The sequence below is a fragment of the Haliea sp. genome, assembly GCF_040222615.1.
GTDB lineage: Bacteria > Pseudomonadota > Gammaproteobacteria > Pseudomonadales > Halieaceae > Haliea.
The window spans coordinates 1-12,005 of sequence record NZ_JAVKCQ010000237.1; the positions used below are offsets into that span (position 1 = coordinate 1).

Sequence of the window (12,005 nt, forward strand, 5' to 3'; positions counted from 1 at the left end):
GCTATGACGCTGTGTCGGTGAGTGTGTATCCGACGCCGGACCTCTGGGGCCCCGATGAGGCGCCCGAGGGCGTGGCCCCCGCGGGCGTCTACGAAGGGGCCCGGGCCAGCACGATCATCCTGCCAGCCAACAACGTGGAGCTTGGCCGCGCCATTCTGCGGCGGCATGCCGATGACCTGGCGGGGGTGATTATCGATCCCCTGTGCAAGAACCTGGGCTTCCTGCAGGTGGATGGCGAGTTCCTGAAAATGCTGCGCGAAGAGACCAGCGCGCTGGGTGCCATGCTTATCTTTGATGAGGTGTACAGTTTCCGCATGGGCTACCACGGTGCCCAGGGTGAGCTGGGTGTGTTGCCGGACATCACCGCCATGGGCAAGGTTATCGGCGGCGGGCTGCCGATTGGTGCGATAGGTGCTCCCACCCGGTTGATGGAAGAGCTCTTCGATCCGCGCGGCGGCGCCAAAATGGCCCATGGCGGCACTTTCAATGCCAACCCCATGACCATGGTGGCGGGAGCCGCCGCCATGGAACTCTACGATCGGGCGGCTCACGATCGCCTGGCTGGCCTCGGCGAACGACTGCGCAGCGGATTGCGGGAACTGCTCAGGGTCACGGGGCGGCCGGGCACAGTGACCGGTGCGGCTTCCATGGTGGGCCTGTTCCACACCGATGCCCCGCTGACGGACTATCGGTCAACGGTGAAAGCCGTGATCAGCGAGCCTGCCATAGGCCAGCACTCGGAGGCCTTTTTCCGCCATATGCTGAACAACGGCGTTTATATGGCGAGCCATGGCTTCATGGTCCTGTCGACGGCGATGACCGAGGCAGATATCGACTTTATCCTGGACAAGGCGGAGGGCGCCCTGCGCGCCATTCCTGCCGCGGCCGCCTGATCCATCAAGAGGAAAAACCCCATGCGTGAAGCCGTAATAGTTGCCACCGCCAGAACCCCCATTGGGCGTGCCTACAAGGGAGCGTTCAACAACCTTGAATCGCCTAGCCTGGCGGGTTATCCGATCGCAGAAGCCGTGCGGCGTGCCGGGGTTGACCCCGCCGAGATAGAGGACTGCATTATGGGTGCCTCAATCCAGCAGGGTACCCAGACCTTCAACATCGGCCGCCTGGCAGCACTCGCCGGTGGCCTGCCGGAATCCTGCGCGGGGATGAGTATTGACCGCCAGTGCTCATCGGGCCTGATGACGATCGCCACCGCGGCCAAACAGATCATCGACGATGAGATGACCGTGCTGGTTGCCGGCGGGGTGGAGAATATCAGCCTGGTGCAGAACGAGCACATGAACTTCCACCGGATACCCGACCCGCGATTGTTGGCGGCCCATCCCAATACCCACATGGGCATGCTGGAAACGGCCGAGGTGGTCGCCAAACGCTTCAATATCAGTCGGCAAGCCCAGGATGAGTACGCCTTGCAGAGTCAGCAGCGCACCGCGGCTGCCCAGGCTGCTGGCCGGTTCGATGCCGAGATCATCCCGGTGACCACGGACAAGCTGGTGACCAACAAGGAAACCGGGGAGACCTCGACGCAGACCGTAACCCTGAGCAAGGACGAAGGCAATCGCGCCGATACCTCTCTGGAAGGCCTCAGCAAGCTGGCCCCGGTGATGGGGGGCACGGTCACCGCGGGCAACGCCAGCCAGCTGTCCGATGGCGCCAGTGCCTGTGTGCTGATGGAAGCCCGGGATGCGGAGCGGCGCGGTATCGAACCGCTGGGATACTACCGGGGTATTGCGGTGGCCGGCTGCGCGCCGGACATCATGGGCATCGGCCCCGTGTTTGCCGTGCCTAAACTGCTGCAGCGCCATGGTTTGAAAATGGACGATATCGGCCTGTGGGAACTGAACGAAGCTTTTGCGGTGCAGGTGCTCTACTGCCGTGACCATCTGGGGATACCCGATGAGAACCTGAACGTGAATGGCGGCGCCATCTCCATTGGTCACCCCTACGGCATGTCGGGTGCGCGGATGGTCGGGCACGCCCTGATCGAAGGCAAGCGCCGCGGCGTCAAATACGTGGTCATCACCATGTGTGTCGGCGGTGGCATGGGTGCAGCCGGCCTGTTCGAGGTGGCCTGAGCCATGAAGCAGGAACACAGAAAAACACCGGCGGGCAAACTGCGCGCGCGTGGCGCCGGCATTCCTTTTCTGGGTGAGCCGGGCGTGAACAATGCGATTACCGACGTGCCAGGGGTGGAGGTGGGCTACTGCACCCTGATTTCCGGTTCCGGGCCGCTGGTGGTGGGGGAGGGACCGGTGCGCACCGGGGTGACTGCAATTTTTCCCCTGGGCCGTGAACGCGGCACGCTACCGGTGTATGCCGGCTTCTTTTCCATGAGCGGCAACGGGGAGATGTCGGGAACGCACCTGATCGTGGAGCGCGGCCGCTTCGAGGGCCCGATCACCCTGACCAATACCCACTCCTGCGGTCTTGCCCGGGATACCACGGCGCGCTGGCTCACTGCCCAGGTCGATGTGGAAAAGCGTCCGGAGCCGTTCTGGATGCCGGTGGCTGGCGAGACCTACGACGGCGGCATGAACGACATCAATGGGCACCATGTCAAAGAGGAGCATGTCTACGCTGCCTTTGCCGATGCCCGGGGCGGGCCCATCGAAGAGGGTAGTGTCGGCGGTGGCACCGGCATGACCACCTATCAGTTCAAGGGTGGCTCGGGCACCGCCTCGCGTGCCATTGAACTAGACGGCAAGCGCTACACCGTCGGCGCATTTGTACAGTCCAATTTCGGCAAGCGGCACCTGATGCAGATCGCCGGCATTCCCATGGGCCATCTGTTTCCGCTGCAGACTGCGGTTGAGCCCGGCAGAGGCAGCATCATCGGGATTGTCGCCACCGATGCCCCGCTGTTGCCGCATCAACTCAACCGCGTGGCGCGCCGCGCAGCCTACGGCATTGCCCGCTCCGGGGGGATTGCCGCCAACGAGTCCGGCGATCTCTTCCTGGCCTTCTCCACCGGCAACCAGCACAGCATTGAGCAGCACAGGGGCGTGGTGGACGTGAGCTTTCTCGGCGAGGGCGAAATCAGCCGCGTCTATGAAGCCGCGATCCAGGCGACCGATGAAGCCATCATCAACTGCCTGGTCGCCAACGAAACCATGGTTGGACGGGATGACCGGGTGGCGCCGGGCTTTCCCCTCGCCCAGGTGCAGGACATTCTCCGCCAGCACAACCGCCTGGAAGACCTGTGACCCGTATTGTCCGGCGGGAGGAGATCGAGGCTGCTCTCCCCGGCGTGGATTTGCTGGCTGCGATGGAGCAGGCGTTTGTGGCCTGGTCCAGCGGCAGGGCGGTGGTGCCACCGGTGGGGGAGATGTTGTTCTCGCAGCCGCTGGGCGAAGTCCACCTGAAATATGGCTACGTTCACGGCGAGCCCTACTACGTGGTCAAGATCGCCAGCGGGTTTTACCAGAACCCGGCGCTGGGTCTCCCCTCCGGCAACGGTCTCATGTTGCTGTTCTCGCAAGCCACCGGGGAGCTGGTGTCGGTATTGCTTGACGAAGGGATGCTCACGGATCAGCGCACTGCCGCCGCCGGCGCCCTGGCGGCGAAATACTTTGCGCCGGGCGAGGTCGCGGGGATCGGTGTCATCGGCACCGGGATTCAGGCGGAACTGCAGCTGCGCCACCTGCTACCGGTAACAGGGTGTCGTCAGGTGTTGGTCTGGGGGCGCGGTAGAGCGCAGTTTGAATCGCTCCGGCAGCGCCTGGCGGATACGGACTACCGGATGCAGCTCGCGGCAAGCCCGGCGGAATTAGCCCGGGCCTGTCAGCTTGTGGTGACGACCACGCCCGCCACCCGGCCTCTGCTGGATGCGGTGGCGCCAGGCACACATGTGACCGCGGTGGGCTCGGACACCGCGGACAAGCAGGAACTCAGCCCGGCCCTGCTGGCAAACGCCGATGTCGTCGCCGTGGACTCACGGGCCCAGGCGGCGAGCCGGGGAGAGGTGTTCCGGGCCGTGAGCGCCGGGGCACTGGATATGGCCAGCGTTATTGAGTTGGGTGAAGTGATCGGCGGCAGCGGGCCGGGCAGGACCCACGCCGGGCAAATTACCGTGGTCGATCTCACCGGGGTCGCCACGCAGGATATCGCGATCGCCACAGCAATCTATCGGAGTGTGACCCATGCAGATTGAAACCTTTGAACTGGAACGCAACCAGTCGCTCTACGAAAACACCGTAAAATACAACCTCACGGAAAGCGGCATTCACCCCTACACCCTGCGTGAACTGCTGACTGAGGAGCAGCAGCAGGAAGTCCTCGACCTGCGGCTGGGGTACGGCCAGACCAACGGCGCTCCCGAGCTGCGCGCTACCCTGGCCGGCTACTACAGGGGCTGCACCGAGGACAACATCCTGGTCACCAACGGTTCTGCCGAAGCCAACTTTGTCGCCTTCTGGAGCCTGCTGGAGCCCGGTGACGAGGTGGCCATGATGCTGCCCAATTACCAGTTGCTGTACGGCTTGACCCGCTCCCTGGGCTGCACCGTCAAGCCCTTCCATTTGCGCGAGGACCGGAACTGGGCGCCCGATCTGGATGAACTGGAGTCCCAATTATCCGACAAGACCCGGGTCATTGCCGTGTGTAATCCCAACAATCCCACCGGCTCCGTGCTGAGCCGCGAGGACATGGAGCAGATCGTCAGGCTGGCCGCCGCCCGGGACTGTTACATTCTGTCCGATGAAATCTACGCCGGCTCCGAGCTCGACGGGGTAGAGACGACCAGCTTTCTCGACCTGTACCCCAGGACCATCGTCGCCTCCGGCCTTGCCAAGTCGCTTGCGCACCCCGGCCTGCGCATTGGCTGGCTGGCGGGGCCGGCGGAAGTCATTGCCGGGGCCTGGCACCACCACGATTACACTTCCATCAGCACGGGAATCATCTCCCAGTACGCCGCCAAGGTGATCATGCAGCCGGCGAAGCGGGCGGAAGTCCTGGAACATGGGCGCAGCCTGCTGCGGACCAACGTACCCATTGTGGAAAACTGGGTCGCAAATCATGCGGAGAACTTCCGTCTGATTCCGCCGAAAGCCGGCGGCATGGCGTTTATCGGCTACAACCTGGATATCAACTCCAGCGAGCTGGCGACGCGCCTGCGGCTGGAGAAGGATGTGCTTATTGTCGCCGGCGACTGGTTTGGAATGGACCACTATTTGCGCCTGGGCATTGGCGGCAAGACTGCAGAGTTGCTGGAAGGCCTGGAGTTGATCGATGAGTTCCTGCTGCAATTAAAGGGTGCGTGATGCGAATCTACGTTGGCGGCCTGATTCATGAGACCAATGCGTTTTCTCCGGTGCCGACACAGCTGGCTGACTACGGGGATCACTTCGTCTCCTGCGAGGACCTGTACACCGCGGCAACCGCCAGCGGCTGCGAGGTTTTTCGCGGCCTCTGTGCCCGCGCCGCACCATCGGCGCCCACCGTGCGCGCCGACTACGAAACACTGAGGGACAGGCTGGTTGCGGAGATTGCCGCCCAGGGGCCGTTTGACTGCATCCTGCTTTCCCTGCACGGCGCACAGGTCGCCGAGGGTTACCCCGATTGCGAAGGCGATGTCGTCGCCGCGGTGCGAGGCGTGTGTGGAAGCGACGTGATCATCGGCGTCATGCTGGACCTGCACGCCGCCATCAGCCGGTGCCTGCTGGAGCAGGCGAGCCTGGTCTGTGTGATCAAGGAATACCCGCACACGGATTTCCCGGAGACTGCGGCGCAGCTTGTTGACCTCGCGCTGCGCCAGCGGCGGCGGGAGATATCTCCGGTCACGGCCTTCGTGCCGATACCGGTATTCAGCTTGTGGCATACTCCCCTGCAGCCGAGCAAAACACTGGTGGATGAAGCCCGTGCGTTGGAGGCGTCATCCTCGGTCCTGCATATTTCCCTGGTGCACGGGTTTCCCTGGTCGGATGTCCCGGATGCGGGGGCGGCAGTGATGGTGATCACGGACGACGACCCGGATACTGCCACGCGTCTTGCCCGCGAGTTTGCGCGCAGGCTCTGGGACATCCGCGATGCGGACCTGGGACACTACCGGTCAATCGGGGAGTGTCTGGATCAGGCTTCCCTCGCGCATCCCGGGCCACTGGTCATAGCCGATGCCGGCGACAATCCGGGCGCCGGCACTGGCAGCGACGCCACCTGGATACTGCAGGAAGTGGTCGCGCGCGACCTGCGCAACGTGGCCATGGCGCTGTTCCGCGATGCCGGGGCGCTGGCCCGGGTCGTCGAGGCGGGCGTCGGGTCTACTGTGCGGCTGTCCCTGGGCGGCCACAGCGGTGAGCTTGCGGGACCGCCTCTGGTCGGCGACTTTACCGTGACCTGCATCAATACCGCGGCCCGTATCAATGCCATGCCGGGCTATGAACCGATTGCGGTCGGCACTCTGGCAGCTGTTCGCCATGGCGGGGTGCAGATCGTGCTGGGGGATTACCGGGAGCAGGTGTTTGGCACGCTGGTCTTCAGCGAAGTGGGAATCGACCCGGCGACCCAGGCTGTGCTCGTGGTCAAGTCGGCCCAGCATTTCTACAATGCCTTCGCAGCGTTCGCGGGCAAGATACTGTATTGCGACTCACCCTGTTCCCGAACCGTGGACTTTGCGCGTTTGCCATTCCGGCACCGCCGCTACCCGATGTGGCCGCTGGATGACTGTGCGGCCAGTGCTATTCCACCTCCCGTGCTCGTCGGTACAAGCTCGCCGTGAGGTCCCGCCACGTCGGTGTTATCGGTGGCCAGTTGCTGCTGCCGGACGCTAGTCCCAGTCGCGGGTGAAGACGGCCTCCAAACGCAACAGAATCGCGGCGGAACCATTGCGCTTGTCCTCGAACTCGTCACGGCGCCAAAAATAGCTGGGCTGCAGTTCAGCGAACAGCCACTTCCGAAAGATGTTCTGGCGGTAGCGCATGCCGAACCCGTAGGACCGGGTGTAGTAGCCGGGCTCGGTGGCGCCGCTGATGGCCGTGTAGTAGCCGAGCACGCGGTTGTTGCTGAGGCGCCGGTTCAGGCTCAGGCCGGTGTTCCAGCTCACCCCGGGTTCATCTTCGAACCAGCGCAGACGGTTGGTCCACTGCAGGACCTTGTCGTCGTCAATTATGGTGTCCAGTTCGGCCCGGGTCACGGTGGCAAAGCCGTCGTCGGTGCGGTAGAGCGCCTCCTGGCTGAAGCGTCCGATCACCGCCTCCGAGAGCGGTTTTTCGTAGCGATAGCGTACAGAGGTCTTCGGATGCAGGGTGGAGCGCAGGCCGATCTTGAAATCGATCCGGTCGTGCTTGCGCTCGCGCCCGGTGATCTGCAGGGCGATATCATCGGGCGCGTTCTGGCGATCAATCAGCAGGTCGTCGTTGCCGGTTTTCTCGTCATCGTCGGAGAACAGCAGGCTCACGCGCTTGTTCAGGTTGGGCAGGTGCACCTTGCCGCGCAGGCTGAGCCCGGTGTCCCAGCCGTCCATTTCGTCCCACTCCGGCTCCAACCGCAGGCGCAGGGTGGAAAAGGGCGCTTCCTCGTCAACCCGGTTGACGCCGAAGAAGCTGTCCATCCAGGCAGCCAGGTTGTCCGCGCGTTCACTCACATACTCATGGCTGTCGTCCAGCCAGGGTTTGTCTTCCTCTGCCTCCTCCGCGGCGCTGGCCATCCCGGACCAGAGAACCAGCGCGGCGCCCAGCAGGTGCAACAGCCCCTCGGCGTGTGAGCGTTTCATCGGCACAGGGTCCGCTCGCTACTGGCCCGCATCGGGTGTCGCGGTGGACTCCCCGGTGAAGCGGAACGACTGTAGAGTAAGCTCATAGCTACTGCCATCTTCCTTTTGCCTCAGTAGAACCGGTTGGTAATTCAGTTCCGGTGCGAGCCACAGCACGGTCTCGCGGTCACTGTTGTCGCGCACGCGCTCAAGCCTGAGAACCCGCAGTGTGCCCAGCGGCGTCTCCAGATCCTCCTCGCCGCGGCGCTCATAGCGATAGTCCCGGACACTGCCACGGATAATGACAGCGTAGCTCAAATCTTCTACCCCGTCTTGCAGGTCCCTCGCCAGTTCCAGCTGGTGGCTCAGCGGGCCGAGTTGGCCGGGTTCGAAATCCAGCTGTGCTTGCCGGCCCTTGCGATCGGCGCGAATGCTGCTGGTGGCGTGGTCCACGGCCATGGATTCCTTGCGCGTTGTGCCCATTATCGAGCGGTCATTGCGATAGCTGTCGGGCACGATCGCACCCTGCCCGTCTATATGGAATAGCTCTTCTTCGGTGATTTTGCCGAGGAAATTACGTGCTTTTATCCGGATTTCATAGCCGTTGCCGCTTCGGGTCAGGCGGTGTTCGGCCTTGATGGGAAAACCGCTATAGCTGGCCTCGTACTGCGCCTCGTAGGTGGCAATTGCCGGTCTGGGGATATCGTCGGGTTCACTGCTCGCCAAAGCGAGCAGGGGAGTCCCCAGGGCCAGTATGAGCAGAGCTTTCGATGCGAGCATTGGCGAGATACCTGGTAAACGGTTGGCAGGGACAGGAAACCGATAGATCCACCTGTTGGACCTGCGCGGCGTCGGCGAATTCACTCCCCGGTGGACTAATCCCGTCGCAGCCAGCACAGCAGTTCCACATGTGGAGTGTGCGGAAACAGGTCGATGGGCTGTATTTCCGCGACCCGGAGGCCGGCCTGGAGGAATGCCTCCAGGTCCCGGGCAAAGGTGGCCGGATCGCAGGAAATGTAGAACACATCCCGGAAGCGGTGCTTTCGGGTCAGCAGCTCTGTGGCCAGTTTGAACCCGTCCCGGGGCGGGTCCAGTACCAGGATGCTGGCCTCGCGCGCCTGCTCCTGCAGGCGGGCGCAGTCGGCTTCCGCAAACAGGTTGCAGCGTCTCGTCTCCACTCCAGGCAGCTGGCGCGCTGCCAGGGCCTGCACGCTGTCCTCGACCGCTTCCACAGCCAGTATATGCGCGAAGCCGGCCTCTGCCAGAACCTCGGTGAAGTTGCCGGAGCCGGAGAACAGTTCCAGCACGAAGCGGTGCCGGTCCAGTTTGTGCACAGCGTCCCCCAGCCACTTGCGCATGCGCAGATTCTGCGCCGTATTGCCCTGACGGAACGGGCGCCGGCGGTTGGGCAATACTTCCGCGGCGCCGATGTCGTCGTCCACGTCCAGGGTAGTCCAGTCCCGCTTGCGGCCGGCCCTGAATTCGCTATTGGGCAGCGACGCCAGGAGATCCTGCAGGGTCGCCCGGTTGTGCGCCGTCAGGATCGGGCAGTCGGCGATGGGCACCAGGGTCCTGGAGCCCGCGGCGACATAGCCCAGCTTCCTGCCATCGGTCTTGAATTGGGCGCGGTTGCGATAGCCGAAGGCTTCGGGTGAGCCCCAGATGGGGGCGACCCGGTCGGCAAGCTGCAGGCGTGCAAGTGCCTGGCGTACCCGCTGCTCCTTGGCTGCCAGCTGCGCCTCGTAGCTGACGAATTGCCAGGGGCAGCCTCCGCAGTCCCCGGCCCCGGTACCGTGGTGGGCGCAGCGGGGTGCTACCCGGGCCGGGGAAGACTCAAGCAGCTCCAGCAGGCGGGCGAAGCCGAAGCGCTGCCGGAAGCCGGAGACAGCGAAGCGGGCGGTTTCGCCGGGCCAGACACCGGCGACAAAGAACACCTGGCCCCCGGGGTGCTCGACGATGCCGCGTCCATCGGTACCGAGATCGCGTACGGTAGCGGTGAACTGCTCATTGATCGCTGGCATGGGAACGGCTCTGGCTGCAGGAGCGCAATGATAGCACCGGGGTTTTTCCCCGGCGATGGCGGCCCCGCTTAGCTGCTATCATTCGTTCCCACGGTTTGCTGTTGGGAGTATTGGTGGCCATGTCGGACCACACCGCGCCGGAACTTTCGCTGGCTGTTTTCAGGCAGGGCTTCTGGCGCCTGCTGCCCATCTCCCTGTTCGTGGCGGTCTTCGGCGCTGCATTTGGCCTGGCGGCAGCCCAGGCCGGTCTCCCCGGCCGCGAAATCCTGTTGATGAGTGCCACGGTCTTTGCCGGTACTGCGCAGTTCGCAGCGCTGGAAATGTGGGGTACCGAAGTCCCGGTGCTGCCGCTGCTGGCGACCACTTTCGCCATCAATGCCCGCATGCTGCTGATGGGCGCCACCCTGTACCCGTGGATGTCCCGGCTACCTCCCGGGCGGCGCTATGCCAGCCTGGTGGTGCTCTCCGACGCCAACTGGGCGATGAACCTGAACGATCTGCAGAGTGGGCGAAACGCGCTCGGTGCCCTGGTGGGCGGCGGTTTTGCCCTGTGGCTGACCTGGCTGGCCGGCACCCTGGCGGGCATGGTGTTCGGCAGCGCCATCACCGATCCACAAGCGCTGGGTGTGGACATGGTCATGGGCTGTTTCATGCTCAGCATGGTTCTGGCCGGGCGGCGCACATCGCGCACGGTACTGGCCTGGGTGGTTGGGGGAATGGCCGCCTACGCGGCCTACCGCTGGCTGCCGGAGAACAGCCATGTCCTGGTCGGTGCACTTGCCGGCGGCCTGGTCGGGGCGCTTTGGCTGGAGGACAAGGCATGATTGCCATTGAGTCGGGGGGCGCCCTGTTGCTGATCGCCCTGATGGCGCTGGTCACGCTGCTGACTCGCCTGGGCGGGGTGCTGCTGATGTCCTTCGTGCCCATGGGGCGCCGGGTGGAGGGCTTTATCAACGCCATGGCGGGCTCGGTGCTGGTCGCCGTGCTGGTGCCGGTGGCCGTCAAGGCCGATGCCGCCGGGCAGCTGGCGCTGCTGTCCACCGCGGTACTGATGCTGCTGTACCGGCGTCCGATGCTGGCGATAGCGGCGGGTATTCTGGTCGCCGCCGTGGTGCGTGCGGTATAAAGGAGGCCCTGGACCCAGTTGGAGGTAAAGACCATGCAACAGTTATCGGGACAGGATGCGATGTTCGTGCATGCGGAGCTCGAGGGGATGCCCCAGCATATCGGCGGCGTCAGTATCTACGACCAGAGTACCGCGCCTGGCGGCAAAGTGCGGTTCAAGGACATCCTCGCCCTGCTGCAGTCACGGGTACACCTGTCGCCCATCTTCCGCCGCAAGCTGGTCAGCGTTCCGCTGGGACTGGGTCAGCCCTACTGGGTTGATGATCCCCACTTCGATCTGGAATACCACGTCCGCCATATTGCCCTGCCCAAGCCGGGAGACTGGCGCCAGCTGTGTATTCTTGCTGCGCGCATTCACTCGCAGCCACTGGCGCGGGACAAGCCCCTGTGGGAGATGTACATCATCGAGGGGCTGGACAATGTCCACGGCCTGCCGAAGCACTGTTTCGGCATGTTGCTGAAGGTGCACCATGCGGCGATGGACGGGGCCACCGGCTCCCGTTTCATGAGCCTGATGCTCGATCCCTCGCCCGTACCGGCGGAGGTGTCCCCGGCGCCGCCCTGGCAGCCGGAAGTGCCTTCATCGGTCAGCATGCTGACCAGGGCCTACATGGATGCCTGGAAAATGCCGGTGCAGGCTTGGGGTCTGCTGCGGCAGGCGGTGCCGGTGCTCGGACGCCTCTACAAGGGCTATCGCGAGCATGCATTCGAGTCGCGCGGCAGCCCGCCGCGGACCAGATTCCAGGGCCACATCTCTGCCAACCGGGTAGTCGATGCCACGCGCTTTGATTTCGGCGCCATCCGCGCGATGAGGCAGCTGCATCCGGGCGCTACCATCAACGATGTCATGCTGACCATCGTCGCCGGCGGCCTGCGGCGCTATCTGGCAGAAAAAAAGCAACTCCCGGGCTCCAGCCTCGTGGCGGGGTGCCCGATCGACGTGCGTTCGCCCGAGGAGCAGATGGCCGGCGGCAACATGGTGGGATTCATGGGAGTGTCCCTGTGTACCCATATCGCCGAGCCCATGGCGCGCCTGGTCGCGGTGCATCAGAACAGCCTGCAGGCCAAGGCCTACGCTGCGGCGCTGGGGCCGCGGCTGGCGTTGCAGCTGACCGATCTCATCCCCGGCAACCTGCTCGCGCTGGCACTGCGCCTGG

General features: G+C 64.1%; 12 protein-coding genes. 9 read left to right on the forward strand and 3 right to left on the reverse strand.

The annotated features are described in order from the left end of the window. From RJQ10_RS18680 to RJQ10_RS18705, 6 genes are all read left to right on the forward strand, one after another. The coding region (locus RJQ10_RS18680; protein ID WP_350148955.1) for an aminotransferase class III-fold pyridoxal phosphate-dependent enzyme at positions 1–893 on the forward strand (893 nt) is incomplete at its 5' end. Positions 894–914: 21 nt separating this feature from the next. Further along, positions 915–2,093: an acetyl-CoA C-acyltransferase gene (locus RJQ10_RS18685; RefSeq protein ID WP_350148957.1), complete on the forward strand. Its 1,179-nt coding sequence runs from the start codon at positions 915–917 to the stop codon at positions 2,091–2,093. A gap of 3 nt (positions 2,094–2,096) precedes the next feature. Beyond that, positions 2,097–3,221, forward strand: coding sequence for a DmpA family aminopeptidase (locus tag RJQ10_RS18690; protein WP_350148959.1), 1,125 nt, complete (start codon positions 2,097–2,099; stop codon positions 3,219–3,221). Then, on the forward strand, positions 3,218–4,168 hold the full coding sequence (locus tag RJQ10_RS18695) for a Rossmann-fold NAD(P)-binding domain-containing protein (RefSeq protein WP_350148961.1): 951 nt from the start codon (positions 3,218–3,220) through the stop codon (positions 4,166–4,168). Before RJQ10_RS18690 ends, RJQ10_RS18695 begins: the two co-directional genes overlap by 4 nt. Next, positions 4,158–5,276: an aminotransferase class I/II-fold pyridoxal phosphate-dependent enzyme gene (locus tag RJQ10_RS18700; protein WP_350148963.1), complete on the forward strand. Its 1,119-nt coding sequence runs from the start codon at positions 4,158–4,160 to the stop codon at positions 5,274–5,276. The genes RJQ10_RS18695 and RJQ10_RS18700 overlap by 11 nt, the downstream gene beginning before the upstream one ends. Further along, a complete protein-coding gene (locus RJQ10_RS18705; protein ID WP_350148965.1) occupies positions 5,276–6,730 on the forward strand; it encodes a M81 family metallopeptidase in 1,455 nt (484 codons plus the stop codon). The genes RJQ10_RS18700 and RJQ10_RS18705 overlap by 1 nt, the downstream gene beginning before the upstream one ends. A 48-nt stretch (positions 6,731–6,778) precedes the next feature. On the opposite strand, the gene RJQ10_RS18710 is transcribed toward RJQ10_RS18705, so the two are convergent. The 3 genes from RJQ10_RS18710 to RJQ10_RS18720 all read right to left on the reverse strand — a co-directional run bounded on the left by RJQ10_RS18710 (position 6,779) and on the right by RJQ10_RS18720 (position 9,723). After that, the gene (locus RJQ10_RS18710) at positions 6,779–7,723 is read right to left on the reverse strand and encodes a hypothetical protein (protein WP_350148966.1); all 945 of its coding nucleotides are present in this window, start codon (positions 7,721–7,723) and stop codon (positions 6,779–6,781) included. An 18-nt stretch (positions 7,724–7,741) separates the two neighbouring features. After that, a complete protein-coding gene (locus RJQ10_RS18715; RefSeq protein ID WP_350148968.1) occupies positions 7,742–8,482 on the reverse strand; it encodes a DUF3108 domain-containing protein in 741 nt (246 codons plus the stop codon). A 95-nt stretch (positions 8,483–8,577) separates the two neighbouring features. Then, a complete protein-coding gene (locus tag RJQ10_RS18720) occupies positions 8,578–9,723 on the reverse strand; it encodes a class I SAM-dependent RNA methyltransferase (protein ID WP_350148969.1) in 1,146 nt (381 codons plus the stop codon). Positions 9,724–9,842: 119 nt separating this feature from the next. Here RJQ10_RS18720 and RJQ10_RS18725 point away from each other — a divergent pair, with 119 nt between their 5' ends. The 3 genes from RJQ10_RS18725 to RJQ10_RS18735 form a co-directional block, all read left to right on the forward strand. After that, positions 9,843–10,547, forward strand: coding sequence for an AzlC family ABC transporter permease (locus RJQ10_RS18725; RefSeq protein ID WP_350148971.1), 705 nt, complete (start codon positions 9,843–9,845; stop codon positions 10,545–10,547). Then, entirely contained in the window at positions 10,544–10,849 is a 306-nt protein-coding gene (locus RJQ10_RS18730) for an AzlD domain-containing protein (protein ID WP_350148972.1), read from the forward strand. Before RJQ10_RS18725 ends, RJQ10_RS18730 begins: the two co-directional genes overlap by 4 nt. Positions 10,850–10,882: 33 nt before the next feature. Further along, the coding region (locus tag RJQ10_RS18735) for a wax ester/triacylglycerol synthase family O-acyltransferase (protein WP_350148974.1) at positions 10,883–12,005 on the forward strand (1,123 nt) is incomplete at its 3' end.

Bases quoted from the DNA above. Each gene is read 5' to 3' on its own strand.
- RJQ10_RS18685 (WP_350148957.1), top strand. From the start codon at position 915: ATGCGTGAAGCCGTAATAGTTGCCACCGCCAGAACCCCCATTGGGCGT.
- RJQ10_RS18690 (WP_350148959.1), top strand. From the start codon at position 2,097: ATGAAGCAGGAACACAGAAAAACACCGGCGGGCAAACTGCGCGCGCGT.
- RJQ10_RS18700 (WP_350148963.1), top strand. From the start codon at position 4,158: ATGCAGATTGAAACCTTTGAACTGGAACGCAACCAGTCGCTCTACGAA.
- RJQ10_RS18705 (WP_350148965.1), top strand. From the start codon at position 5,276: ATGCGAATCTACGTTGGCGGCCTGATTCATGAGACCAATGCGTTTTCT.
- RJQ10_RS18710 (WP_350148966.1), bottom strand. From the start codon at position 7,723: ATGAAACGCTCACACGCCGAGGGGCTGTTGCACCTGCTGGGCGCCGCG.
- RJQ10_RS18715 (WP_350148968.1), bottom strand. From the start codon at position 8,482: ATGCTCGCATCGAAAGCTCTGCTCATACTGGCCCTGGGGACTCCCCTG.
- RJQ10_RS18720 (WP_350148969.1), bottom strand. From the start codon at position 9,723: ATGCCAGCGATCAATGAGCAGTTCACCGCTACCGTACGCGATCTCGGT.
- RJQ10_RS18725 (WP_350148971.1), top strand. From the start codon at position 9,843: ATGTCGGACCACACCGCGCCGGAACTTTCGCTGGCTGTTTTCAGGCAG.
- RJQ10_RS18730 (WP_350148972.1), top strand. From the start codon at position 10,544: ATGATTGCCATTGAGTCGGGGGGCGCCCTGTTGCTGATCGCCCTGATG.